Here is a 26,534-nt window from a genome sequence, read left to right as displayed (position 1 = left end):
CGCCTGGAACGGAAAGCGACGGTTGTCAGGGGTTCCCCATTTATTCTCCAACCAGAAAGGGACTATCACAGAAAATCAGTTTTCACTGACTTTCTGGACAGCCCCTTTTTTTATTTGCAGCGAAACTGTTTCTGCAAACATTTGGGCGTGAGAGTAGATAAATAAAAGTTCAATACGTTTGCTGCAGGGCAGAAATTTTTCAGGTGCAAAGATTTGGATTATGCTGTAGCAATATCGAACGCTATGAGTGCAACATCAGTAATTGCGAAGGCATACCGAGCGGTTGTGTTGTCGTACCGAGCGTTCGCGTTGGCACATCAATCAGTTACTACGTTCGATTGATAGGTTGCAGCATTCCATCATCATTTCCAATACTATTTTCGCTTTCATGCGAGTAACAACTAATAGATGAAATCATTTTAAATATTGGAAATCAAATAGATTATTTGGAAAATAAGGGTAGCGTTCCTCTCTGTTGGTATGTATGTTATAGTTAGGAGGTCTTTGAAAATACAAATGTTTATGTGAGGAGGACATGACTTGAAAATAAAGATTGGTCTTATATGGCGTATCCTTATAGCAATAGGGCTTGCAGTCGGTTTAGGTATGTTGTTTCCAAAAATACATGAAGGTTTTGCAGATTGGTTTGTTAGGCTTGCAACTACTTTTAATATGATTTTTGGCGGCTTTTTAAATTTTGTTGTGCCACTAATTATTATTGCATTCATCGCTCCGGGGATTGCCAAATTAGGTAAAGGGTCAGGGAAGCTTTTAGGCTTAGCAACAGTATTTGCCTATGCTTCTACTATTATTGCGGGAATTTTAGCGTATTTTACTGCTTCATCACTATTGCCTAACCTAATTGGAAATATTGGTGCTGCATCTGTCGAAAATGCTGGCAAAGCACCTGCCGAAGCGTTTTTTGAAATTGAGATGACGCCGATTATGGGGGTTATGTCGGCATTGCTATTAGCATTTTTATTAGGGATTGGTATGGCTTCGATCGGAAGCAAAAGTATGTTAGGTTTTTTTGAAGAATTGAATGTATTAATAGAAAAAGTCATTGCATTTATTATTATTCCTTTATTACCGTTTCATATTTTTGGGATTTTCTTAAATATGACCTACAGTGGAGAAGTGGCAAGAGTTCTTTCTGTGTTTGCGATGGTGTTCGTCATGATCATTGCGTTGCATTTCATCATGTTGGCGCTGCAATATACAGTTGCAGGTTCACTATCTGGACGAAATCCATTCGTTTTAATGAAAAAAATGATTCCAGCCTATTTGACGGCTATCGGTACTCAATCTTCTGCTGCTACAATCCCTGTCACTTTAAAACAGACGAAGGAAGCAGGGGCATCTAATCGAGTTACGGATTTTACAGTTCCTTTATTTGCAACAATCCATTTATCGGGCAGTACGATTACATTGGTGTCCTGTTCAATTGGCGTCATGCTAATGAATGGCATGACTGTTGAATTTTCATCCTACTTGCCGTTCATCTTCATGTTAGGCGTAACGATGATTGCTGCACCTGGAGTACCTGGTGGCGCAGTCATGGCTGCGGTTGGCCTGCTTAGTTCCATGTTAGGTTTCAGCGAATCAATGGTCGCACTCATGATTGCGCTTTATATGGCGCAAGACAGCTTTGGCACAGCGACAAACGTAACAGGAGATGGCGCATTAACGCTTATTGTTGACCGGTTTACATCTGAAGCGGAAAAAGTTGAAAATGTAGCTAAAGAGCAATCGGTATAATTTGAAAATAAATTATAGAGAACATATGTGAACTTGGATCATTTTTATTGCATTGCGGTTGTTGAAAAAAAGCCGATGCGCTGTAATAGGTTATTGTAAAGTTCATGGTAGATTGAGTGGTTTTTATTAATTCTATAGAGGGCCTCTCCGTTCATCGAAGGGTGCCATAATTTCTGCTAAAGGCGCAGAAATTATAGCCAATCTAACCCTTTGATTTTCGATTGCGGTGGACGATCCGATTGTTGGATTGTCTGCCGCTATTTTATTCTAAAAAACATAGGATGATTTCTTCTGTTGTAGCTGCGTGGCGTGTTGAAATTTTTTTAGAAACGAAGTCTATAGTGTAAATGTCGCAGATTGTTTTGCAGTATACTTAATGGAGTTTCGCACCGTCATAAAGCAAAGGTCGCTAACATTCATTCTCAATCGCTTCAATTTAATTGAAAATGCGTTTAGAAATGAATGCAGCAATTAAAATCAAGTTGGATAAAGTATTGTCCAATTAAAATAGAATCATTCTAAATGATTTGCAAGGCGGCGTTTAATACGATAAGATTAGAATGATACTAAATAGAGAATGGAATAACCGTTCATCTTTAATAAAATGGAGGTAGTGGAATGGCAACTTTGGAAATTAAAGACCTTCACGTTGAGATTGAAGGTAAGGAAATATTGAAAGGTGTCAACTTAACGATAAATACAGGTGAAATTCACGCAATCATGGGGCCAAATGGTACTGGTAAATCGACACTTGCTTCTGCAATTATGGGCCACCCTAAATACGAAGTCACTTCCGGGTCTGTTACATTGGACGGCGAAGATGTACTTGAAATGGAAGTAGACGAGCGTGCAAAAGCTGGCCTATTCTTAGCGATGCAATATCCAAGTGAAATTACAGGCGTTACAAATGCTGATTTCATGCGTTCCGCAATTAATGCCCGTCGCGAAGAAGGCGATGAAATTTCCTTAATGAAATTTATCCGTGAATTGGACAGCAAGATGGAAGTCCTTGAAATGGATCAAGATATGGCAACACGCTATTTGAATGAAGGATTCTCTGGCGGTGAAAAGAAACGCAACGAGATTCTTCAATTAATGATGCTAAAACCAAAATTTGCAGTTCTTGATGAAATTGACTCCGGTCTTGACATCGACGCATTGAAAATCGTTTCGAAAGGGATCAATGAAATGCGTGGAGAAGGTTTTGGATGCTTGATCATCACGCACTATCAACGTCTATTGAACTATATCACTCCGGATCACGTACACGTGATGATGCAAGGAAGAGTCGTTAAATCAGGCGGTGCTGAACTTGCGAAGAAACTTGAAGAAAACGGTTATGACTGGATTAAAGAAGAACTAGGGATCGAAGACGAAACAGTTGGACAAGAAGCTTAAGAAAGGGGACAAGTCATAATGACGGTTGAAATGAAAATGGCATTGACCGAACAGGACGTCCGCTCTTTTTCCGCAAAAATGAATGAAGCCGATTGGATGGCCGATTTCCGTACAGATGCGCTTTCAAAAGTGGAACAGCTTCCGATGCCAACACCAGATAAAACGAAAATCGATAAATGGAATTTCACTGATTTTCCTGCACACGCAGTAGAAAGTTCGGTATATACTTCTCTTGCAGATCTGCCTGCAGCTGCGAAAGAATTGGTTGGAGACGACCAAAAGAACATTTACGTTCAACATAACAATACGCCGGCGTTTCTTTCATTGTCTGATGAATTGAAGGCAAAAGGTGTTATTTTAACAGATATTTTCACTGCTTCACGCGAACATAGCGACCTAATGAAGAAATACTTCATGAAGGATGGCGTTAAAGTAGATGAGCATCGACTTACGGCATTGCATGGCGCACTTATGAACGGTGGAGTATTCATGTATGTGCCGAAAGACGTAGTTGTAGAGGAACCGATTCAAGTGCTGTTCTTGCATGATGATGTTGAGGCATCACTCTTCAATCATGTAATCGTTGTAGCAGATGCGAACAGCTCTGTAACTTACGTTGAAAACTACTTGTCCACAGTGGAAGAAGCTAAAGGGCAAGCGAATATCATTGCAGAAGTGTTCACTGAAGATAATGCGAAAGTTGTTTACGGTGCAGTTGACGTACTTTCAAAAGGATTTACTACTTATGTAAACCGCAGAGGCGTTACAGGACCAAACAGCCGCATCGAGTGGGCTCTTGGTTTAATGAATGACAGCGATACGATTTCCGAAAACATTACGCATTTGGTCGGCAATGGCTCTTCAAGCGACATGAAAACAGTGGTTGTCGGACGCGGAAGCCAAAAGCAGAACTTTACATCTGAAATTGTGCATTGGGGAATGGATACAGACGGCTTCATCCTCAAGCATGGTGTCATGAAAGAAAGTGCGTCCTCGATCTTCAACGGCATCGGCCGCATTGCAAAAGGCGCAACTCGTGCAAACGCGGAGCAAGAATCACGCGTACTTATGCTTAGTGAAAAAGCGCGTGGTGATGCGAACCCGATTTTATTGATCGATGAAGATGATGTAACAGCAGGCCACGCAGCTTCCGTTGGACGTGTTGATCCGCTGCAATTGTACTATTTGATGAGCCGCGGTATTTCACAACAAGAAGCAGAACGCCTCGTCATTCACGGTTTCCTTGCACCAGTTGTTAGCAAGCTTCCAATCGAAGGTGTCAAGAAACAATTGACGGAGGTTATCGAAAGGAAAGTGCGCTAATGCTCAGCAAAGAGATCCGCAAACATTTCCCGATACTTGACCAGGATGTTAACGGGCATCCGCTCGTTTATTTAGACAGTGCCGCGACTTCCCAAAAGCCGCGGCAAGTCATTGAAGCGATCAATGACTACTATACATTCGATAATGCAAACGTGCATCGCGGCGTGCATACGTTAGGAAATCGTGCAACGGATCATTATGAAGGAGCGCGCGAAAAAGTGCGCAAATTCATTAATGCAAAGTCAACGCAGGAAATCATTTTTATGCGTGGCACGACGACTGGACTCAATACGGTAGCACAAAGCTATGGCCGTGCAAATGTCGGAGAAGGCGATGAAATTGTCATCACGCATATGGAGCATCATTCGAATATTATTCCTTGGCAGCAATTGGCGAAGGAAAAAGGCGCTGTGCTGAAATATATCGATCTTGAAGAAGATGGCACGCTATCACTTGAAAAAGTTCGTGCCACTATTACGGACCGTACGAAAATCGTATCGATCATGTATGTTTCAAATGTAATGGGTACAATGAATCCGATTAAGGAAATTACGGAAATTGCCCATGCTCATGGAGCTGTTATGGTTGTTGATGGTGCCCAAGCTGCTCCGCATTTGAAATTAGATGTCCAGAAATTGGATTGTGATTTCTTGGCTTTTTCAGGTCATAAAATGTGCGGACCGACAGGAATCGGTGTATTATACGGTAAAAAAGATTTATTGAACAACATGGAGCCAGTTGAATTCGGTGGTGAAATGATCGATTTTGTCGGCCTTTACGAGTCAACTTGGAAAGAGCTTCCTTGGAAGTTTGAAGGTGGAACACCAATTATCGCAGGCGCTATCGGTTTAGGCGCTGCCATCGATTATTTGGAAGAAATCGGACTGGAAGAGATTGAAAAACATGAGCATGAGTTGGCTGCTTATGCAATGGAAAGAATGTCAACGATTGAGGGCCTAACAATCTATGGACCTGATGCAAAAGAGCGTGCTGGGATTGTCACATTCAATTTAGGCAATGTGCATCCGCATGATGTTGCTACAGTCCTTGATATGAATGGCATTGCAGTGCGTGCAGGTCACCATTGTGCACAGCCTCTTATGAAATGGCTTGAATGCTCGGCGACAGCCCGTGCAAGTTTCTACCTCTACAACACGGAAGAGGATGTCAACCGTCTCGTAGAAGGACTCCGCATTGCAAAGGAGTATTTCGAATAATGCCTACTAACAATTTAGACCAGCTATATCGCTCTGTCATTATGGATCACTATAAGAATCCTAAAAACAAGGGTGTTTTAGAAGATAATAACATTACAATCGACATGAACAATCCAACTTGCGGAGATGTAATCCATCTTACATTGCAAGTGGAAGACGGTGTTGTGCAAGACGCGAAATTCGAAGGGGAAGGCTGTTCGATTTCAATGGCCTCCGCTTCTATGATGACGCAACTTGTGAAAAAGAAAAAGGTCGATGAAGCACTAAACTATGCACACGTCTTTTCCGACATGATGTTAGGAAAAGAAGTGGACGATTCAGTTGATTTAGGTGATATTGAAGCTCTTTCGGGAGTGGCAAAATTCCCCGCGCGTATTAAATGCGCTACATTGGCTTGGAAAGCAATGGAAAAAGGAATTGGCAACGACTCGGACGAATGATGCACCGAAAGTCAATTTGAAAAAACAGAACGGAGGAATAAAAGATGGCAAAGAAAATGCCTGAAATTGGCGATTATAAATATGGTTTCCATGACAAAGACGTATCTGTTTTCCGTTCAGAACGAGGCTTGACTCGTGAGATTGTTGAAGAAATCTCCAAAATGAAAGAAGAACCTGAGTGGATGTTGAATTACCGTTTGAAATCTCTTGAAGTATTCTACAGCAAACCAATGCCACAATGGGGCGGAGACTTAAACTCGCTTAACTTCGACGAAATTACGTACTATGTAAAGCCTTCTGAAGCAACAGAACGTTCATGGGATGAAGTGCCAGAAGAAATTAAACGCACATTCGATAAATTAGGTATCCCAGAAGCTGAACAAAAATACTTGGCAGGTGTTTCTGCACAGTATGAATCGGAAGTTGTCTACCACAATATGAAGGAAGACCTTGAAGAAATGGGAATCGTCTTCAAAGATACAGATTCCGCGCTTCGTGAAAATGAAGAGCTCTTCAAGAAATATTGGGGCACAGTCATCCCGAACACGGACAATAAATTCGCTGCATTGAACTCTGCAGTTTGGTCAGGCGGATCTTTCATCTACGTACCACCTGGTGTTAAAGTAGATACACCGCTACAAGCCTATTTCCGAATCAACTCGGAAAACATGGGGCAATTCGAACGTACACTTATCGTTGTTGACGAAGGCGCAAGTGTTCACTATGTAGAAGGATGTACAGCTCCTGTTTATACGACAAACTCACTTCACAGTGCTGTCGTTGAAATCATTATTAAAAAAGATGCTTATTGCCGCTATACAACGATTCAAAACTGGGCGAACAACGTTTACAACCTTGTAACAAAACGTGCAGTTTGTGAAGAGAATGCGACAATGGAATGGATCGACGGTAATATCGGTTCGAAGCTGACGATGAAATACCCAGCATGTATCCTTAAAGGTGAAGGTGCTCGCGGAATGACATTGTCTATCGCTTTGGCTGGTAAAGGCCAACACCAAGATGCAGGAGCTAAAATGATGCACTTGGCGCCAAATACATCATCGACAATCGTTTCAAAATCCATCTCTCAACACGGCGGTAAAGTAACATACCGTGGTATCGTTCACTTCGGACGCCGTGCTGAAGGTGCACGTGCGAATATCGAGTGCGATACGTTAATTATGGATAATCAATCTACATCCGATACAATCCCTTACAACGAAATTTTGAACGATAACATTTCTCTGGAACACGAAGCGAAAGTTTCCAAAGTTTCCGAAGAACAGCTCTTCTATTTGATGAGCCGCGGTATTCCTGAGCTTGAGGCGACAGAAATGATCGTCATGGGCTTCATCGAGCCATTCACGAAAGAATTGCCAATGGAATATGCAGTTGAAATGAACCGTTTGATCAAGTTCGAAATGGAAGGTTCAATCGGTTAATAAAGAAACCCTCACAATTGCTTGATACAGAGAAAACAGTAAATAATACGACATTTGGGGACACCATTCGCATATGAAATGGTGTCCCCGTTTTATTTTCACTGTTCATGACATTTTCAGCCTTACGATTGATGAGTGAATAACCTCTCATAAATAAAAATGCATTTGCTTATTGCATTGTTTCTGGATTCGTATTCAAAATCATCGTACCCTGCATCCACTTCAAAATTATATTGTACTTCATTCACTGTAAGAAATTACGATTCGTTTCCATATAAAAGACTACTTACCTAATTCTATGTTTTGACGAAGTTATAGTTTAAATGATATAATTATATTGAATTAAAGGTAATTTATTTTAATTCTTCTATTTCCGTTTTAGATACATCGCAGTAGATTTTTCATCAAAAATAGGAGGTATGAAGTTATGAAAGCAGCAGTTTGGTATGGCGAAAAAGATATCCGTGTGGAAGAACGGGAACTGAAGCCATTGCAAGACAATGAGGTGACAGTACGTGTAGCATGGGCAGGTATTTGTGGCTCTGACTTACATGAATATCAAGAAGGTCCAGTATTTATTCCAGTCAATGAACCTCATCCGTTAACTGGACAACAAGCACCACTTACAATGGGACATGAATTTGCCGGCGTCGTTGAAAAAGTCGGGAAAGATGTAACCTCGATTAAGGTTGGCGATCGTGTAGCGATTAATCCTATGTATACGTTCGGCAATAAACATGAAGATGTGGATGCTTATGACGGTTTCCAATTTATCGGCTTAGGGTCAGATGGTGGATTTGCAAAGTATGTAAACGCAGGTGAAAACTTTATTTATAAATTGCCGGAAGGTATGACATTGCAGGATGGTGCATTAGTTGAACCGACAGCGGTTGCTGTACAAGCAGTTAAAGAAGGAAATATGCAATTCGGTGATACAGTAGCAGTTTTTGGTGCTGGTCCGATTGGATTGTTAACAATCATTGCAGCTAAAGCAGCGGGGGCAAGCAAAATCTTTGCATTTGATTTGTCGGAAGAACGTTTAGAGAAAGCTAAAGAGCTTGGCGCTACACATGTTTTCAATTCAGGGAAAGTGGATCCTGTACAAGCTGTTAAAGACGTTGTGCCTGATGGCGTGGATGTGTCCTTTGAAGTTGCAGGTGTTGCACCGACTTTCAAACAAGCAATTGACGCAACGCGTGCTCGGGGTACGATGGTTATTGTATCAATCTTCGCTCGTCCAATTGAATGGAATCCGATGCAATTAACGAATACTGGTGTTAAAGTAACTTCGACCATTGCCTATACACGAACTACATTCCAACAAACAGTTGATTTGATCGGTACAGGCCAATTAAAACCACAAGGCGTTATCACTTCTCAAATTGAATTGGATGATATTGTGGACAAAGGCTTTGAGGCTTTGACGAATGATAAAACGCAAGCGAAAATTTTAGTAAAATTAAGCGGAGAAATGTAACACTCTTTGATTATTAGTGAGGCAGCCATTTTATGGCTGCCTCAGCTTGTTGACAAACGCTCGCATACTGCGTTGCTCGTCTCGCTCGTCCCCTCATGAACCTAAGTTCTATTCGGGTCTTCGCTCGACTTCGCGCCTTGTCTGACAAGCGTTTTCAAGCCAAGCTGGGCAAACACCTATCTCATGACTACAAACCTTAAAAGAACTGTAGACAAAGTAAAAAGATACTTTGTCTACAGTCTGAGGCAGCCATTTTATGGCTGCCTCTTTCGTTTGTACATATAACCCCCAAGTCCGTGCTCCGTTCCCAAAGTAAATTGTCCCGAGTTCATATAGAAGGTAACTCCACGTCCAATGTGAATCTTTCGCTCTCAAAGTAAGATGCTCTGCTACAGAATGCGAATCCTCCCGCGCTGAAAGGTCAAGTTCCGCCCTCAAATTAGCATCCCATATCTGTATGAGATAGATGCAAAATGGCGGAATCGCCTCTTGGACATATGATATGATGAAAATATTCATCTATGAACGGAAAAGAGGGATACTTTGATTTACATTGGATTGACAGGTTGGGGCGACCATCCGGACGTTTACTCACCGACCTCCAAGAAAAATGAAAAATTGATAGATTATAGCTCCCACTTTCCAATCGTTGAGTTAGACGCATCTTTTTACGCTATTCAACCTGAGCGTAATATCCGAAAATGGATTGATGAAACGCCTGATAACTTTAAATTTATCGTGAAAGCTTATCAAGGAATGACAGGACATCAGCGAGGAAAGTTACTGTATGATACTGCCGAAGAAATGTTTCAGCTGTTTAAGCTTTCTATCGAACCGATGCGAGCAGCCGGAAAGCTATCTATGATTTTAGTTCAGTTCCCACCTTGGTTTGATTGCAAACGGGAAAATGTAGAGCAGATCAGATACATTCGAAGACAACTGGAAGGGTACGATGTAGCAATCGAGTTTCGCCATCAATCATGGTACGATTCACCTATGCAGGAAAAAACACTTTCCTTTCTGAAGGATTTGGATTTTATTCATACTGTTTGCGATGAGCCGCAAGCTGGTGAGGGCAGTGTCCCACTTATAGCTAAAACAACGCGCAATGATAAAGTATTTATTCGTTTGCACGGTAGGAATGTGAATGGCTGGCGCAATACAACAGGAGATAATGAAGCTTGGCGCAGAGTCAGGTATTTGTATAATTACTCAGACAGTGAATTGATGGAAATTCGTCAAGTTGTTCATCAATTAAAAAACGAATCGAAAGATGTATTTGTCATTTTCAATAATAATTCTGGTGGCCATGCAGCTGAGAACGCCAAACGTTTTCAAAAAATGATGGGCATTAACTTCCAGTCACTTGCACCTAAGCAGCTTGACTTTTTTGAGGAGGAATAAGAATGGCGTATCTTTTATTGGCATTGATCGGTGCAATATCAGGTGTTATGGGGTCAATCGTAGGGCTTGGCGGAGGAACAATCTTAGTGCCGCTAACACTATTAGTTGGAATTGACCTAGGCTTAATACCGGGAATTACTCCTCAAGTTGTCGTCGGTATTTCTGTCATTATGATGATTTTCAATGGACTCTCCTCAACGTTATCGCATATGAAAGTGAAGACGGTCGATTATCGTACTGGCTGGATTTTTTTTGCGGGGTCCATTCCGGGCACTTTAATCGGTGCATTTGTGAATAAAGGGCTTGATTTGCCATCTTTCAATTTGTATTTTGGAATATTGCTTATATTGCTTTCGATATTATTATTAGCTCGAAAATATATGAAGCCGATAAATTGGTTTGTCGATCATGGAAAGAAGCAGGAATTCATTGATCACAATGGAAAGACCTATATTTATGGCTATCCAGTTTGGTTTGCGCTCATCCTTTCATTTGCAATCGGATTTTCATCAGGATTGTTCGGGATCGGTGGCGGAACGATGATTGTTCCAGCGATGATCCTCCTGTTTTTATTTCCACCCCACGTGGCTGTTGGAACATCGATGTTCATCGTATTTCTCTCGGCAATCGTCAACTCGATCACTCATATTTCGTTAGGTCATGTAAACTGGCTTTACGCTTTGCCTGTCATACCTGGCGCGTATATCGGGGGGACTATCGGTACAATGCTGAATAAAAAAATGAACTCAGATACGTTAGTTCTCTTATTGCGGATCATGCTCTTGTTATTCGGAATACGGTCTATTTTTGAAGGGATTTGGGGATGAATATGCAAAAAAAGATGGAAACGATATATTTTTACCATACAAATGATATTCATAGTCATTTTGATACTTGGCCGCAAATTAGCAGATATCTAATATCAAAACGAGCCGAGCATAAAGAACGTGAAGAAACTTGCCTCGTTTTTGACATAGGCGATCACGTAGACCGTTCTCACCCCTTCACGGACGGAACAGCTGGCAAGGGGAATGTTGCATTGCTGAACAGTGCTGGCTATGACGCGATTACAATCGGAAATAATGAAGGCATTACGATGTCGAAAAAAGCATTGAATACGTTATATGAAGGTGCTAATTTTGATGTTATTATTTGCAATTTATTTGAAACCGATGATTCAACTCCAAAATGGATGAAGCCCTATGAAATCTATACGACTGTTACCGGTTTAAAGATAGGCGTTATTGGTGCTACTGCGCAATATAAGGAATTTTACGCGAAGCTTGATTGGAGGATTGTGGAGCCGCGTGAAGCCCTACAGAAAATTGCAAAATCGATTCGTCCGCAAGTAGATATGATCGTCTGTCTTTCCCATTTAGGCATCCATGAAGACCGATTGCTTGCGGCAGAATGCAAAGAAATCGATGTTATTTTCGGAGCGCACACTCATCATCTGTTAATGGAAGGAGAGTGCGTAGACTCAACACTGTTAGCTGCTACGGGCAAATTTGGACAGTATGTAGGAAAGGTTGTTGTACAGTTCGACATCGATTCGGGACGTATTGCAAATAAACATGCAACGATCATTCCGGCAAGTGAACTTGAGAGTGAGGAGGCGGACGTTGAAAGGGTCAATCGATTAATTGAAGACGGCAAACAATCGATGGATGAGAAGGTGTTTTACAATCCATTTCCGTTGAAGAATGATCTGTTTAAAGAAAGCCCGCTGTCATCGTTCTTCGGTAAATCATTAATCGCCTATACAGATGCTGATTGTGCTCTTTTTAATGGGGGACTCTTTTTAGGTGGTTTGGAGCAAGGATGGGTGACAAAAGCAGATTTGCATGCATTGCTGCCCCATCCGATCAATCTTTGTGTCGTTCAACTAAAAGGAACGGAGCTTTTGGAAATCATCCGTCTCTCAAAGAATGAAGAATGGCCGAAAACAGAAATTAAAGGGCTTGGCTTTAGAGGGACTTTAATGGGCGCGCTTATATTTGCAAACCTTCATGAGACGGAATCAGGACAGTTGTTCGCGGGTCAGAAGGAAGTTCTTCCTGAAACGAATATTTCATTAGCAACCTTAGATATGTTTACTTTCGGATTTTTCTTTCCAACTTTAAAAGATGCAGAAAAAGACTATATTATGCCGGAATTCATACGTGATGTGCTTGGATGGTATGGAAAAGAAACCTTTGCCGGTACGCTGTAAAAAATCCTTTTGTAGATGGCAATAGATAGTATGAACGGGGCCCCTCCTGCATAATGTGAAGCAGGAGGGATCAGTTTGAAATTTCATGGTCAAGTCCCTCGAAAATATTATAGAGGAAGACGTAAACCGAAACGTAAATGGTTCCCGATTTTAATTCCTGCATTTTTAATAACAATCGCTCTCTTTTTTTACTATGTTAATTCAAAATTGACGCCAATATACTTGCTATATGCGGAAGTCCAAACTGAAAGGATCGCGGCACATGTCATTTCTCAAGCAAATAAATCGAGGTCGACAGAGCTTTATAATGCAAATGAAATTATAGAAATTGTTCCAAATGATTCACCGGGAATGGTTGTCAACACGATTAATACCGATATTATTAATAAGTCGATGTCAGAGTTGCAAAGCCTTGTGGAGGCTCATTTGGCATCAGCTGAAAGCGGCAATTTGGAAATGCTGCCTATTAGCGAAAACATAGAGTATGATCCAAAAGCTATGGAAAGCCAAGGAGGAATTGTTTATTTCGTTCCGATGGGGCAGGCGTTGAATCTTCCTATATTGGGGAATTTAGGGCCGAAAATTCCAATTCGTTTTCATGTAATTGGGGAAGTCCAGACAGAAGTTGTAACGGATATTGAAGAGTTTGGCATTAACAATGCTTTAGTAAAGGTGGATGTTGTTGTAAAAGTGAACGTACAAATCATTGTACCGCTTGCGACACGTAAAAGTGTTGTGGAAAAAAGGATTCCAATGGCAATTGGATTAATCCAAAGCCCAATTCCTCAAATTTATAATAGAGGGGATGTCAGTCCTCCACAAGTAGAGGTGCCCTTCCCACTGACAGGCACACAAGGAAGCCCTTGAAAAAAGTTCGATTTCCTGTTAGTCTTAATAGAAAGAGGAACACCGATTAGGTAGAGGTTGCAATGCTTAAGAGTACCAAACGAGAGACGGCATCGATGACCGTTTGGGAAAGGAAGTTTTGCCGAAGTGTGAAATGGCTTGCCAAGCCTTTCATAGCTGGGGTCATTCCGAATAGGGATGGCACTGTCACACATTGTTGAGATGTGTGATGAGCTACAGATCGTGCGTTAGATAAAGAGAGCTCAATTATCTTACAAACGAAACGTAGAATAAGCCGACACCTATGACACATAAAGTGTAATAGGTGTCGGTTTTATTTTTTCCCCTCTATGTTCTTCAATTCATAAAGTTGGAGGAAATGAATATGATAGGCACATGGGTATCAATATTACCACCATTAATCGCAATCGCCATGGTGCTGCTAACGAAAAGGGTCTTGTTATCACTTGGATCCGGAATTGTAGCAGCGGCATTATTAGTTTCATCTTTTTCGCCATTGGAAACTGTGAAATCGATCTGGACAGGAATGACAGCATCATTCTGGTCAGAAGGCGCTTTGAATACGTATAATATTTTCATAATGATTTTCATTCTTTTATTAGGGATACTTACAGCGTTTGTCAGCTTGTCAGGCGGCAGCAGGGCATTTGCGGAATGGGCCATACGCCGCATTAAGACAAAGCGCGGTGCAAAGCTACTAACGGTTTTCATCGGCATTATAATTTTCGTAGACGATTATTTTAATTCATTGGCTGTAGGTCAGATTGCAAGACCTATTACGGATCAACATCGCATATCGCGTGCGAAATTGGCCTATTTCATCGATTCGACCTCTGCCCCAATTTGCGTAATTTCACCTATTTCAAGCTGGGGCGCATTTTTGATCGGGCAGTTAGCGTTAATTTTTGGAACGAGTGCAGCCATTACGTATTCTCCATTGTCTGCATTTTTAATGATGGCTCCCATGAATTTCTACGTGATCGCCACTCTGTCTATGGTATTTTTCTTTGCATGGACGAATATTGATTTCTTTGCAATGAAAAAGCACGAAGATCGTGCAGAGCAAACAGGTGAATTATTCGATCCTGAAAAGGATATTCCAGGTCAATTGAAAGAGGATTTTCCTGTTCATTCTTATGGCCGGGTACGAGATTTGATTGCTCCAATTGTGGCGCTTGTTATTTTTACATTGGGCATGATGGTGTGGACCGGTTATCGTGCAGGAGGGTCTGCAAGCATTTGGTCTATTTTTGAAAATACGGACGTACCATTGTCCTTAGTGACGGGGGGGATTGTCGGTACAGTATTAGCAGGAAGTCTTTATATCGCACAAATGAAACAGAACGAGACGGCTTCATTTTCATTAATTGGGAAAGCGATCGTTAGTGGTTTAAAAGCAATGCTACCAGCAGTATTAATTTTGATTTTTGCGTGGGGATTAACTGATTTGATCGATGTGCTTGAGACAGGTCTTTACCTCTCAGGCGTTGTAGAAAAATCTAGTATTCCTGTCCACTTCTTGCCGCTTATTATGTTTATCTTAGCCGGCCTGATGGCATTCTCAACTGGCACTTCTTGGGGTTCGTTTGGTATTTTGCTGCCGATAGCAGGAACGATTATGATCAATGCAGAACCAGAGCTTCTACTACCAGCACTTTCAGCAGTATTGGCAGGGGCGGTATTCGGAGATCACTGTTCTCCTATTTCAGATACGACGATTCTCTCTTCTACAGGCGCTGGTTCCAATCATATGGATCACGTAGCGACTCAGTTGCCTTATGCTTTAATAGCGGCAATCATATCCTGCATTGGTTATTTGACTTTAGGGTTAACTGGTTCCATTTGGGTAGGGCTTGTCGTAGTAGTAGTGATCATGGCATTATTATTTACTATAATAGTATCTAAAAAGAATAAAACAGAGTATAAGGTGAAATCCTTCATAGAATAAACAGAAACAGCTGTCTCATATGTTGATCTAATCGACTATGAGGCAGTTTTTTTACCCGAAAATGGCAGCGTTTGTACAATCTTTAGACCTAATAGAAGTAGTTAAAAAGATTCTTACTATACTAAAAACACTTTGACATTAGTAGGATGGACATTTATACTAACTGTAGGATTGCAATAATCTGAATTTACTTACACGTTAGATGCAGAAAAAAGAAAGGGGAGATCTAAAATGGAAGGACGTTCTCAATGGGGAACACGCGCCGGATTTATTATGGCAGCAGTGGGGTCTGCTGTCGGTTTGGGGAATATCTGGCGTTTTCCGTATGTTGCGTATGAAAATGGCGGCGGAGCATTTTTTATTCCGTACTTATTTGCTCTGTTAACAGCGGGAATACCAATTTTGATCATGGAGTTTACGATTGGTCATAAGTATCGTGGGTCTGCACCGTTGTCATTCTTCCGGATGAAGGGGAAAAAAGCGGAATGGATCGGTTGGTGGGGGATTTTTGTATCTTTTGTCATCTCTACTTATTATGCAGTTATAATCGCCTGGGCGATGAAGTATACGATTTACTCGTTTAATTTATCATGGGGGAGCGATACCGAAGGATTCTTATTTGGAAGCGTACTGAACATTGCCGACAATCCTGGGGAAGTTGGCGGTTTCGTCCCTGGTGTACTGTGGCCGCTGTTATTAGTATGGGCGCTCACATTTGTTATTCTGTTAGCAGGTGTCAAAAGAGGAATCGAGTTGGCGAACAGAATATTTATCCCGACATTGATTGTTGTATTCCTCTTAGTTGTCATAAGAGCGGTTACATTGGATGGGGCAGTATTGGGGCTTGAGGCATTCTTTAAACCGGACTTGAGCAAATTGACCAGTCCTACCGTTTGGGTTGCAGCTTACGGTCATATTTTCTTCAGTCTATCGATCGCATTTGCCATTATGATTACGTATTCGAGTTACTTGCCTAAAAAATCGGATATTACAAACAACGCATTCATCACAGGTTTTGCAAACTCAGGATTTGAATTGTTAGCAGGTATTGGGATTTTTGCAGCTTTAGGATTTATGGCTTCACAGGCAAACGTAGCAGTTTCAGAGGTTGCTTCAGCTGGAGTCGGGCTTGCTTTTGTTGTATTCCCACAAATCATTAATGAAATACCAGGCATGAATGGAATATTTGGTGCGCTCTTCTTCCTTTCTCTTGTGTTGGCTGGGCTTACATCGCTCATTTCAATTTGTGAAACATATGTAGCCGGCTTGCAAGATAAATTTAATATTTCAAGGACAAAATCAGTCATTATCGGAGCAGGCCTTGCAACGATTTGTTCATTGCTATTTGCAACTCGCGGCGGTCTCTACTTCCTCGATGCTGCGGATTATTTCATCAACCAGTTTGGTGTAGCGGCAATCGGGCTGATTGAAGTTATTTTGATCGCTTGGGTATTCAGAAAATTGGGTGTTTTCGAAGCGCATGCAAATGAAATTTCCGATATGCGAGTCGGAATGTTATGGAAAATTTGTTTAACGGTCATTACTCCACTCGTCTTAGGGTATATGATGATCGAGTTGCTGCGCATTAATATTATGAAGTTGCATGATACAGACACCGGAACGTATGAAGGATATCCTGCAGAATTCATAATGGCGGGAGGATGGTCTGTAGCCATTTTTGCACTCGTAGCGGCGATCATCTTTACGTTCTTCAAATGGAATAAAACAACTGCTGAATCTACGGACTATGATAATCGATAAGGAGGATTCTTTATGAGTGGTGGAGCAATTTTAATGATGATCGTCGGGATCCTCGTCATATGGGGGGGACTGGCGGCAAGCATCGTGCATGCGGTCATGAAATCGAAAAGTAATGGGTAATCGATAAATTTTCTAAAACGATAACATAGAAAACATGTGAGGATATTTATTCTTTCACATGTTTTCTTTTTCTACCATTTGGTTGCCGTCTGAAACTTATCATCTGTTCAACCGTATAAAAAAGGGAATTGGAAAAAATCAGTAAAAGGATGATTACTATGAAGGTGAATAAATGGTTTGCTACGATGTTTAGCATAATAATTTCCATTACCATATTAACAGCTTGTTCAATGAAAAAGGAGATTATTGTCTCGAATGAGCAGGAAGGAATTGAGTTGAAAGTACAACTGAATCAAGACAGTGTATCTCCTAACGATGAAGTACTCCTACATGTGACTTTGACAAATCATAATGATTCAACAAAAGAAATCTACGTTCCAACACCGAAAGAGACTGAAGAGGGCATTGCTGCGGTAATGGTAATTGATGAAAAGGATAATCGGTTGTATCAATTTTTATCTCCTCATTCCACTCAAAAATTATCGAATGTAAAAGAACGTACTTTCTATGATTATGTCTTAGTAGAATTAGGAGCAAATGAATCCATTGAACAACAGTTCCTTTGGAATCGGGAATTCTATGATGAACAGAATGAAAAATCCGTCACAGCTCAACGTGGAAAATATATTTTAAGTTCTTTCGTCATCTTGGATGAATTGGAAAATGAAGAAGATTATTTTGAGCCCGAAAAGCAAATTGTTTCCAAATTTCATTTTAGAATTAAATAAAATATACTTATGTATGAAAGACGCTGTTTCGTTGAAATGAAAAAAGTAATATCAAAAATCTCCGATACATTTTTGGATGATAAAAAGGATGATAGTAAAATCTGAAAAGTTGTTTGAAGTCAGAATATATGATACATTGACAAGAGCGTTGATATCCATTATAAGTACATAGGAATGGGGTAGATTGCTTTGTCTTGCAGACCAGAAACAGGAAAAAAAACAGAACATATTCGAAAGCCTGATTGGTTAAAAATTAAACTTAATACGAACGAGAACTATACCGATTTAAAAAAGTTAATGCGTGAAAAAAACTTGCATACTGTGTGTGAAGAGGCACGTTGTCCAAATATCCATGAATGTTGGGGAGAGCGAAGAACAGCGACATTTATGATTTTAGGAGCGGTATGCACACGTGCTTGCCGTTTTTGCGCTGTGAAAACCGGTTTACCGAATGAGTTAGACTTGGCAGAGCCAGAACGAGTTGCCGACTCTGTAGCGCTTATGAATTTGAAGCACGTCGTCGTAACGGCAGTAGCTCGCGATGATTTAAAAGATGGAGGCTCTGAAGTTTTCGCGGAGACAATCCGTGCAATCCGCCGCAAAAACCCATTCACAACAGTCGAAGTGTTACCGTCAGATATGGGTGGCGACTATGATAACTTAAAGAGGCTTATGGATGCCAAGCCGGATATTTTAAACCATAATATTGAGACGATCCGTCGCTTAACGCCAAGGGTCCGTGCGCGTGCAACTTATGATCGGTCGTTGGAATTGCTCGCACGTGCAAAAGAAATGTATCCTGATATCCCTACAAAATCTTCCTTGATGGTTGGATTAGGAGAAACGTTTGAAGAAATTGTTGAAACGATGGATGATTTACGTGCTCATAACGTCGATATTATGACGATCGGTCAATACTTGCAACCTACAAAAAAGCATTTGAAAGTCCAAAAATATTATACACCGCAAGAATTTGCCGAGCTTCGAAAGATTGCCATGTCAAAAGGTTTTTCACATTGTGAAGCTGGTCCGCTTGTTCGCTCAAGCTACCATGCCGATGAACAAGTAAATGCAGCGGCAAGGGAAAAACAGCGTATTGGCGATGAGTTATTGGAAGCAACAGTTAAAAGCTAAAATGGTGGTGATGGAATTTGATTATAATTGATCAGACGCAATATGAGGTTTTACAAAATCACCGCGACGGTTTTAATGAAGAAGCATTGGAAAATAGATATAGCGATGTCTTATCAAAGTATGACTATATTTTAGGCGATTGGGGCTATGGTCAGCTAAGATTGAAGGGATTCTTCGATGATCATCATCCGAAGGCGAGCTATGAATCTAAAATAAGCACATTGCAAGATTACCTGTACGAATACTGCAATTTTGGCTGTGCATACTTTGTATTGAAAAAGGTTGGCAAAGTAAAGCAAGAAGAGCTTGAAAAAGAAAATCCATAAGGAAAATTGATAGCTGGCATGTGTAAAAAACATGCCGGCTTTTTGCATGGTCTAGATTGCCGTATGAATGTTCCATTATGGAACCGATGTGATATGATGAAAGAGAGATGACTATCGGGAGGGAACACCATTGTATTTTATTGATCGCAATCAAATCAATGCTACATTGTCTTATATGGAAAAAATAATCGATTTGTTTGAACAGCGAACGGACTGGACGACTGATCCGATTAAGGAATTGGCATTGGAACGTATGGCACATACAGTGATTGAGTCGATTATTGACGTAGGAAATTCCATGATCGATGGATTTATAATGAGAGATCCAGGAAGTTATGATGATATTATTGACATTATGGAAGATGAAAAAGTGATCACTTCTGAAATGGCATCCCCATTGAAAAAGGTACTTAGCCTACGTAAATCGGTTGTCCGAGAATTTACGAAAGTGGACAGCGAAGAACTTGAATCGGTGTTGTACGAAAACAGAGATGAATTAAAAGCATTCCCTGAAAAAGTCCGTCATTATCTTGAATACGAATTAGGGCCCGTATCGGCTTTCATGCCGTCAGGTGAATAAATTGAAATCTTACAAAGCAATATGTTTGGACATGGATGGAACGGTCTATAGAGGGAATGAAGTCATTCCTGAAGCATCTGTTTTCATAAATAGCTTTCAAGGCAAAGATATTGATATTTATTATGTAACGAATAATTCTTCCATGACGGCGGAACGTTTTCAAGCAAAACTATTAAGGATGGGGATTCATGCTTCTACAGATCAAATTATGACTTCGTCAATTGCGGCTGCTACGTATTGTAAACAGCATTTTGAAGGTGCGAAAGTTATGATGATTGGAGAAGAGGGGCTTGAACAAGCACTGCGATCGGAAGGTTTTGTCATAACGGATGAAAATCCTGACGTTGTAGTAGTAGGGATCGATCGGAATATCACTTATGAAAAACTGTCCAACGCGGCATTATCCATTAGGAACGGTGCCCATTTTATTGCAACAAATGGCGATAAAGCTTTCCCGACGGAGAGAGGTCTCGTTCCAGGAAACGGTTCATTCGTCAAGCTATTAGAAACAGCTACCGATCGTGAGGCGACCATTGTCGGCAAACCTGAACCGTATATGTTGGAGTTCATACGGCAACGCGGCTATTCGAAAGAGGATATGGTGATGATCGGAGACAATTACGACACGGATATCCAAGCAGGAATCCGCTTCGGCATTGATACGATTCATGTTAGCGGAGGCGTAACGGATCGGGCAACAGTTTTGAAGAAAGACATGCAACCGACGTATTTGTTTGACAGCTTGACCGATTGGAAATAAATAAAAGAAAAGCGAACCGATATTCGGTTCGCTTTTCTTTTAAAACAAAGGGTTCTCCTCGATGAATTGATAAATTTTTTCGGTTAATTCTTCAGGAGTATCCGCTTCAACAATTTCGCCATTTACAAGAGCATACAATGATTCCGCACAAGTTGTGCAGTAGCTCAAACAGCCGTATTCAAGTACATCTATATTTGGATCTTTTTCTAATGCTTCTAATGTTTCCTGTGAACCGTTTGCAAGATTACTCATGCAAAATTCGACAATCGGATTCACGATGATCACCTCGCTACTTGGCATGCTACTCTTTTTTTCGTCGCCCGTCAATTTCCATGTCTTATTGTGAAATATCTCACAAACTGTTATAATCGAAGATGGAAAAACTACGGAAATTAATTTATCTTTATTCAATGAAAGATTTCTACGAGAAAAGCAGCATTGTACTGTTATTTTTCAGGAAGTCCAAATGTGTTTAACGATCATTTGTATAAAGATAGGTCGTCGGCGGATGTTTGTAGAATTTAAGATGAAAGAATAGGGTTCGCGATGCCATAAGAACACTTCTACAAGATGTCAGTTAGTAGAAATTCAGTTAATGAGCGATCATAGATCGGATTGAGAGCGATTGCGAAATTCATCGATGATTGTATGGCATGCATTGGGTTTGTCAAGAGAGTGCTGTCTGTGAGAGGGATTTGCACATTGTTGACTCGCGATGTAATGAACAAGGAGGTTCATCCGAACAAAATAACGCTGAAATGCAATTGAAAAAAGGAGATTGTCATGAGAAAACTTGTACTATTAGGCGCGGGCTATGGGAATATGCGTATATTGCTACGCCTGCTTAATAAGGATTTACCGGACGACGTAAAGATTACGCTCATCGACAGAACGCCGTTTCATAGTCTTAAAACAGAATTCTATGCATTAGCGGCCGGTACTGCCCCAGACTCGGATATTCGAGTGGCATTGCCAGAACATGAGCAATTAGAATTCATTGAAGGAGAAGTATCCAAGATTGACTTGGAGGAAAAAGCAATTAAGCTTGGGGACGGCAAGGCAGTTCAATACGATGAATTGGTAATCGGACTCGGATGTGAGGATAATTACCATAATGTACCGGGGGCGGCCGAGTATACGAACAGTATCCAAACGATCGGAAAATCAAGACTCACGTATAATAAGCTATTGGACTTAGGCGGAGGCGCAACCGTCGGAATTGTCGGAGCAGGTTTGAGCGGGATTGAACTTGCGAGCGAATTGCGGGAGAGTAGGCCTGATTTGAAGATCAAACTATTTGATCGAAGCCCAAGGATTTTGAAAGACTTCCCTGAGCGTTTAAGTAATTATGTAAAAGACTGGTTCGATAAACATGATGTAGAAGTGATCGCGAATTCGAATATTACAAGAGTTGAAGAAAACGCCCTTTATAATCATGAGGATGAAATCATGGTGGATGCTGTCGTTTGGACAGCTGGCATTCAATCTGTATCCATTGTACGTGAATTGGACATTGAGCAAGATAGAGGCCGTATCGTCTTAAATCAGTACCACCAAGTTCCAAATTATACAGACGTCTATGTCGTTGGTGACAATGCAGCCCTTCCACACGCTCCAAGCGCCCAATTGGCAGAGGAACAAGCTGAGCAGATTGTCAAAGTGCTTCGCCATATTTGGAACGGAGAAGCATTACCCGAAAAGATGCCTGAAATTAAGTTAAAAGGATTTATGGGTTCATTAGGGAAAAAGCAAGGCTTTGCTTATCTTGCTGATCGTACCGTCACTGGACGCATTGCAAGACTTTTGAAATCCGGAGTTCTTTGGATGTACAAATGGCACAATGGTTAATTAAGTTTAGTAACGTTGTTATATGAAAACAAAACTCCCTCATTCATCTTTGTAAGAGGGAGTTTTTCTCAATTATAGTACTCTCATTATCATTCTTGCACGACAAAACCGTGCTTTTCTAACTCAGCAAAAACAGGCTTTAATTGAATATATCCTTCCCCTACAACTTCATCTTCAATCATGACTAAAGGATAGAAGTATTCGTCATCCAACACTTGTTGGGCAATCTCTTTCTGTCTCTCATCTGTTATGTCCGATTCGATGTCGATGTATTCGATAGCATATGGCTGATCCGGGTATTTACGGTCAATTGCGGCTTGTAGCCATTCGTAAGTATCTTTTGATGAAGGGGCGTTGACACAGCTTGCACATATAATATCTGCACCATAAATTTCAATTTTCACCCTCTGTTTCTCCACGTGATCATTCCCTTTCCTATTCTATATTGGATTTTTTAATGAATCCAGTTTATACTTAGTATAAAGAAAGGGGAGACATAAAACAATGAATGATACAGCAATGATGGAACCAGTACAAGAAGTTTTAAATAAATTACGTCCTTTCCTATTACGTGACGGGGGCGACTGTGAATTGGTCGATATTGAAGAGGGCGTTGTAAAACTTCGCCTATTAGGCGCATGCGGTACTTGCCCGAGCTCTACAATTACGTTGAAAGCGGGAATCGAGCGTGCATTGTTAGAAGAAGTTCCTGGTGTAGTGGAAGTTGAACAAGTATTTTAATTAATCGAAAAGGCTGTCCTATGCGCATTTTGCAGGACAGCCTTTTCTTATTTATATGGTGAAAGGGTTCATTGCGCACTCAATTCTCTAATTTCTTGCCATCTATTTTTTGCCATTTCAATGATTTGGGGCTCTGTAGATGTTCGTTGACTTTCAATGACGCGGGATAGATTGCGGATTGTCGATTCCTGATCGCCGATTCGATAGGATAATTCGGCCATCATGTAGAGGACTCTCATCTCGGACATTTGAGTGCCTACAAAGTCACCTTCGCTAAAAGCCTCGGTGTACAAGTCCCGTGCAATGGAAGTGAATCGCTTTTCCTCCTCTTGATCCCCTTTTTCTCGGTAGAGCCATGCTAAGCGTAAAGTGATCCCCGCCATTGTCAGGGGCTTCTCTTTCTTAATAGTAGCGCTTAAATAAGCTAATTTATACGTTTCAATCGCTTCTTCAATCGTTCTTTCATTCCCGAAAGATCTTCCGCTCCAAAGGGAAGTAATTGTATTAGTAATTTCATCTTTTGTGCCGGCTGGAAAGAATTTGGAGAACTCCTCTGTGAATGAAAACCCACAATGCTCACATACAGCAACATTGTAATAAAGCGGGTGGATATCTGGGTCAGAATAAACGGGTTTGAAGTCACTATCATGCTTGGCAACGCGGACAAATCTTGATCTGATTTTTGTTGTAGTAAATTTCTCCCTACAGTTCAAGCATTCAACATTCTTGACATAAGTAGGACTTATATTCATGTGACATCATCCTTTCGTACTAATCGTCTTATTATAGCGCATCTTTGATGTTTATGAGCAAATATTATTGCGTAATTGACAAAATGATTGATATGATAGAAAAAAAAGCAGGAAGGTGGATGTAAATGACACAATATGTTGAACTTACTGAAGCTGCGGCTTTCCGTGTGAAAGAGATGATGGCCCATAACGGAGAGGAAGGTTCATATCTCCGGGTCGCAGTGAACGGTGGAGGATGCAGCGGACTGACATACGGATTAGGATTCGAAGAAACAAAATCGGATGAAGACCACTTGCTCATGCAGCATGGTATACAAATAGTCGTCGCCAAGGATGATGCGGCCATTTTAGAAGGAACAAAAGTTGATTATAAAGAGTCCTTAATGGGCGGAGGCTTTACGATCGACAATCCAAATGCAATCGCTTCTTGTGGCTGTGGAACGTCTTTTAGAACGGCGAAAAAGGTTGGAACACCAGAAGCTTGTGATTGAAAAGTAGAAAGCATAGGACGGAAGGGATTTTCCCTTCCTTTTTAAATGGTTATTTTAACGTTAAAGTGTTGAAAACCCCTTATAAAAAGGCTACTATTATATAGTAGAAGTTTGTCGAAGAGAGACAAAGGCCAGGACTGAGTAAATCGTCATATAACCGACTTTTAATCGGGCCCGGCACATAATAAATTCAAAGGTGGTTTCGATTTTCGTGAAAAGACCGACAATCTTAGTATTAGGTGCGGGTTACGGCGGTTTATCAGCAGTCGTCAACTTGCAAAAATCAGTAGGTGCAGACGAAGCAGATATCGTATTGATCAATAAACATGATTATCACTACGAGTCTACTTGGTTACATGAGGCAGCGGCAGGGACATTGTCTCCTGAACAAGTCCGTTATCCAATTAAATCTGTCATCAACGAAGGAAAAGTGAAATTTATCGAGGCGGAAGTACAAGCGATCGATATACAAGGTAAGGTCGTAACTACTAACGTCGGTACACATACGTATGACTACCTTGTCATTTCCTTAGGCTTCGAAGGTGAAACGTTCGGTATTACTGGCTTGGACAAGTACGCACTTTCGATTGCGAACGTAAATGCAGCACGTCAAATTCGCGAGCATATTGAATATCAATTTGCAACATGGTCTCTTGAAGATGAGAAAGATGATAGCCGTTTGACAATCGTTGTCGGCGGAGCTGGTTTCACTGGTATCGAATTCTTAGGAGAATTAGGCAACAGAGTTCCTGAGCTTTGCAAAGAATTTGATGTACCACAAGAAAAGGTTCGTGTCATCTGTGTAGAGGCAGCTCCAATGGTATTGCCTGGCTTCGACCCAGAATTAGTTGATTATGCAGTTAGACAATTAAAAGCGAAAGGAATCGAATTCTCAATTGGAACGCCAGTTGTAGAAGCGACTCCTGAAGGCGTTAAAATTAAAAAAGGCGAAGATGAATTCGAGTTCATCAAAGCCGGTACAGTCGTATGGGCAGCGGGTGTTCGAGGCAACCGTCTCATTGAAGAGACTGGCATCGAAAACATGCGTGCCCGTGTCAAAGTCGAAAAAGATCTTCGTGCTCCAGGGCATGATGACGTATTCATCATCGGTGACTGCGCTTTGATGATCAATGAAGAAACGAATCGTCCTTATCCTCCAACTGCACAAATTGCGATGCAACAAGGGGATATGTGTGCAAATAATATTATCGCTTTGATGAAAGGCGAACGTACTTCCGATTTCGTTCCTGATTTGAAAGGAAGCATTGCATCATTGGGCGATGACGATGCAATTGGAGTGGCTTTCGGCAAGAAAATGACTGGCAAGAAAGCTTCATTCATGAAGAAAATGGTTGATAATCGTGCGCTCTTCATGATTGGTGGCGTCGGTTTAACATTGAAAAAAGGTAAGTTCAATCTTCTAAAGTAAGGTGACTTAAACTAATGTATAGCCTATTAGTCCACTCTTTGAAGTGAGAGGCTAACAGATATTGAATGACGTTAAAGCATCTCCTATTTTATTGGCAGATGCTCAGACTGTAGACAAAGTATCTTTTTACTTTGTCTACAGTCTTTTTAAGGATTGTAGCCACTAGATAGGTGTTTGCCCAGCTTGACTTGAAAACGCTTGCCAAGGAAGGCAATCTAAGAACGCCACGTCCTAGAGGTGCCTTAATTTCTGCAAAGAACGCAGAAATACGGCCAATCGAACCCTTCGCCGTTCGATTGGCAACGGTTGCATGACTCGCTTCCCGCGAGCCCGCGCGAAGTCGAGCGAAGACCCGAATAGAACTTGAGGTTCATGAGG

26 protein-coding genes and 1 riboswitch are annotated in these 26,534 nt (G+C 41.0%); of the genes, 23 read left to right on the top strand and 3 right to left on the bottom strand.

Annotated features, from left to right (window positions below; translation table 11 throughout):
* Window positions 1-540: 540 nt before the first annotated feature.
* The 19 genes from WFH04_RS11835 to WFH04_RS11745 all read left to right on the top strand — a co-directional run bounded on the left by WFH04_RS11835 (window position 541) and on the right by WFH04_RS11745 (window position 20,895).
* Window positions 541-1,758 carry a dicarboxylate/amino acid:cation symporter gene (locus tag WFH04_RS11835; RefSeq protein WP_336824263.1) on the top strand — a complete coding sequence of 406 codons (1,218 nt, stop codon included), beginning with the start codon at window positions 541-543 and terminating at the stop codon, window positions 1,756-1,758.
* A 618-nt stretch (window positions 1,759-2,376) separates the two neighbouring features.
* Window positions 2,377-3,156, top strand: coding sequence for a Fe-S cluster assembly ATPase SufC (gene sufC, locus WFH04_RS11830; RefSeq protein WP_336824262.1), 780 nt, complete (start codon window positions 2,377-2,379; stop codon window positions 3,154-3,156).
* 18 nt (window positions 3,157-3,174) lie between these two features.
* Window positions 3,175-4,479, top strand: coding sequence for a Fe-S cluster assembly protein SufD (gene sufD, locus WFH04_RS11825; protein ID WP_336824261.1), 1,305 nt, complete (start codon window positions 3,175-3,177; stop codon window positions 4,477-4,479).
* The gene (locus WFH04_RS11820) at window positions 4,479-5,696 is read left to right on the top strand and encodes a cysteine desulfurase (protein ID WP_336824260.1); all 1,218 of its coding nucleotides are present in this window, start codon (window positions 4,479-4,481) and stop codon (window positions 5,694-5,696) included. Before sufD ends, WFH04_RS11820 begins: the two co-directional genes overlap by 1 nt.
* On the top strand, window positions 5,696-6,136 hold the full coding sequence (gene sufU, locus WFH04_RS11815) for a Fe-S cluster assembly sulfur transfer protein SufU (protein WP_336824259.1): 441 nt from the start codon (window positions 5,696-5,698) through the stop codon (window positions 6,134-6,136). Before WFH04_RS11820 ends, sufU begins: the two co-directional genes overlap by 1 nt.
* A 44-nt stretch (window positions 6,137-6,180) precedes the next feature.
* A complete protein-coding gene (gene sufB / locus WFH04_RS11810; protein ID WP_336824258.1) occupies window positions 6,181-7,578 on the top strand; it encodes a Fe-S cluster assembly protein SufB in 1,398 nt (465 codons plus the stop codon).
* Between the two features lie 427 nt (window positions 7,579-8,005).
* Complete coding sequence (locus WFH04_RS11805; protein WP_336824257.1) at window positions 8,006-9,055, top strand: 2,3-butanediol dehydrogenase; 1,050 nt, start codon at window positions 8,006-8,008, stop codon at window positions 9,053-9,055.
* Window positions 9,056-9,598: 543 nt separating this feature from the next.
* Window positions 9,599-10,459 (top strand): DUF72 domain-containing protein, encoded by an 861-nt coding sequence (locus WFH04_RS11800; protein WP_336824256.1) that lies wholly within the window; start codon window positions 9,599-9,601, stop codon window positions 10,457-10,459.
* A gap of 2 nt (window positions 10,460-10,461) precedes the next feature.
* Window positions 10,462-11,286 (top strand): sulfite exporter TauE/SafE family protein, encoded by an 825-nt coding sequence (locus WFH04_RS11795; RefSeq protein WP_336824255.1) that lies wholly within the window; start codon window positions 10,462-10,464, stop codon window positions 11,284-11,286.
* Window positions 11,283-12,671 carry a bifunctional metallophosphatase/5'-nucleotidase gene (locus WFH04_RS11790; RefSeq protein WP_336824254.1) on the top strand — a complete coding sequence of 463 codons (1,389 nt, stop codon included), beginning with the start codon at window positions 11,283-11,285 and terminating at the stop codon, window positions 12,669-12,671. The genes WFH04_RS11795 and WFH04_RS11790 overlap by 4 nt, the downstream gene beginning before the upstream one ends.
* 75 nt (window positions 12,672-12,746) lie before the next feature.
* Window positions 12,747-13,538 carry a sporulation protein YunB gene (gene yunB, locus WFH04_RS11785; RefSeq protein ID WP_336824253.1) on the top strand — a complete coding sequence of 264 codons (792 nt, stop codon included), beginning with the start codon at window positions 12,747-12,749 and terminating at the stop codon, window positions 13,536-13,538.
* Window positions 13,539-13,581: 43 nt separating this feature from the next.
* Window positions 13,582-13,762, top strand: a riboswitch (Lysine riboswitch).
* 140 nt (window positions 13,763-13,902) lie between these two features.
* Window positions 13,903-15,486 carry a Na+/H+ antiporter NhaC family protein gene (locus tag WFH04_RS11780; protein ID WP_336824252.1) on the top strand — a complete coding sequence of 528 codons (1,584 nt, stop codon included), beginning with the start codon at window positions 13,903-13,905 and terminating at the stop codon, window positions 15,484-15,486.
* 231 nt (window positions 15,487-15,717) lie between these two features.
* Window positions 15,718-17,247 carry a sodium-dependent transporter gene (locus WFH04_RS11775; RefSeq protein ID WP_336824251.1) on the top strand — a complete coding sequence of 510 codons (1,530 nt, stop codon included), beginning with the start codon at window positions 15,718-15,720 and terminating at the stop codon, window positions 17,245-17,247.
* Window positions 17,248-17,259: 12 nt separating this feature from the next.
* Window positions 17,260-17,367 carry a methionine/alanine import family NSS transporter small subunit gene (locus tag WFH04_RS11770; RefSeq protein ID WP_336824250.1) on the top strand — a complete coding sequence of 36 codons (108 nt, stop codon included), beginning with the start codon at window positions 17,260-17,262 and terminating at the stop codon, window positions 17,365-17,367.
* A 158-nt stretch (window positions 17,368-17,525) separates the two neighbouring features.
* The gene (locus WFH04_RS11765; protein WP_336824249.1) at window positions 17,526-18,095 is read left to right on the top strand and encodes a hypothetical protein; all 570 of its coding nucleotides are present in this window, start codon (window positions 17,526-17,528) and stop codon (window positions 18,093-18,095) included.
* 189 nt (window positions 18,096-18,284) lie between these two features.
* The gene (gene lipA, locus WFH04_RS11760; RefSeq protein ID WP_336824248.1) at window positions 18,285-19,229 is read left to right on the top strand and encodes a lipoyl synthase; all 945 of its coding nucleotides are present in this window, start codon (window positions 18,285-18,287) and stop codon (window positions 19,227-19,229) included.
* Window positions 19,230-19,246: 17 nt separating this feature from the next.
* Window positions 19,247-19,555, top strand: coding sequence for a YutD family protein (locus WFH04_RS11755; protein WP_336824247.1), 309 nt, complete (start codon window positions 19,247-19,249; stop codon window positions 19,553-19,555).
* Between the two features lie 130 nt (window positions 19,556-19,685).
* Window positions 19,686-20,135: a DUF86 domain-containing protein gene (locus WFH04_RS11750; protein WP_336824246.1), complete on the top strand. Its 450-nt coding sequence runs from the start codon at window positions 19,686-19,688 to the stop codon at window positions 20,133-20,135.
* Window positions 20,128-20,895: a TIGR01457 family HAD-type hydrolase gene (locus WFH04_RS11745; RefSeq protein ID WP_336824245.1), complete on the top strand. Its 768-nt coding sequence runs from the start codon at window positions 20,128-20,130 to the stop codon at window positions 20,893-20,895. The genes WFH04_RS11750 and WFH04_RS11745 overlap by 8 nt, the downstream gene beginning before the upstream one ends.
* 39 nt (window positions 20,896-20,934) lie before the next feature.
* Here the strand turns inward: WFH04_RS11745 and WFH04_RS11740 are convergent, their stop codons facing one another.
* Window positions 20,935-21,171: a YuzB family protein gene (locus WFH04_RS11740; protein ID WP_336824265.1), complete on the bottom strand. Its 237-nt coding sequence runs from the start codon at window positions 21,169-21,171 to the stop codon at window positions 20,935-20,937.
* A 507-nt stretch (window positions 21,172-21,678) separates the two neighbouring features.
* Between WFH04_RS11740 and WFH04_RS11735 the strand changes: the two genes are divergently transcribed.
* Window positions 21,679-22,743, top strand: a complete 1,065-nt coding sequence (locus tag WFH04_RS11735) for an NAD(P)/FAD-dependent oxidoreductase (protein WP_336824244.1) — start codon at window positions 21,679-21,681, stop codon at window positions 22,741-22,743.
* A gap of 89 nt (window positions 22,744-22,832) precedes the next feature.
* On the opposite strand, the gene WFH04_RS11730 is transcribed toward WFH04_RS11735, so the two are convergent.
* Complete coding sequence (locus WFH04_RS11730; protein ID WP_336824243.1) at window positions 22,833-23,162, bottom strand: YuzD family protein; 330 nt, start codon at window positions 23,160-23,162, stop codon at window positions 22,833-22,835.
* Between the two features lie 85 nt (window positions 23,163-23,247).
* Between WFH04_RS11730 and WFH04_RS11725 the strand changes: the two genes are divergently transcribed.
* On the top strand, window positions 23,248-23,484 hold the full coding sequence (locus WFH04_RS11725) for a NifU family protein (protein ID WP_336824242.1): 237 nt from the start codon (window positions 23,248-23,250) through the stop codon (window positions 23,482-23,484).
* A 68-nt stretch (window positions 23,485-23,552) separates the two neighbouring features.
* On the opposite strand, the gene WFH04_RS11720 is transcribed toward WFH04_RS11725, so the two are convergent.
* A complete protein-coding gene (locus WFH04_RS11720; protein WP_336824241.1) occupies window positions 23,553-24,236 on the bottom strand; it encodes a DUF2225 domain-containing protein in 684 nt (227 codons plus the stop codon).
* Window positions 24,237-24,361: 125 nt separating this feature from the next.
* Here WFH04_RS11720 and WFH04_RS11715 point away from each other — a divergent pair, with 125 nt between their 5' ends.
* Both WFH04_RS11715 and WFH04_RS11710 read left to right on the top strand, forming a co-directional pair.
* Window positions 24,362-24,727: a HesB/IscA family protein gene (locus WFH04_RS11715; protein WP_336824240.1), complete on the top strand. Its 366-nt coding sequence runs from the start codon at window positions 24,362-24,364 to the stop codon at window positions 24,725-24,727.
* A 211-nt stretch (window positions 24,728-24,938) separates the two neighbouring features.
* Window positions 24,939-26,156, top strand: coding sequence for an NAD(P)/FAD-dependent oxidoreductase (locus WFH04_RS11710; RefSeq protein ID WP_336824239.1), 1,218 nt, complete (start codon window positions 24,939-24,941; stop codon window positions 26,154-26,156).
* Window positions 26,157-26,534: the final 378 nt, after the last annotated feature.

The sequence above is a fragment of the Sporosarcina sp. USHLN248 genome, assembly GCF_037144575.1.
GTDB classification, from domain to species: domain Bacteria; phylum Bacillota; class Bacilli; order Bacillales_A; family Planococcaceae; genus Sporosarcina; species Sporosarcina contaminans.
Note: the sequence above shows the minus strand (reverse complement) of the source record. Positions and strands in the feature narration are given on the sequence as shown.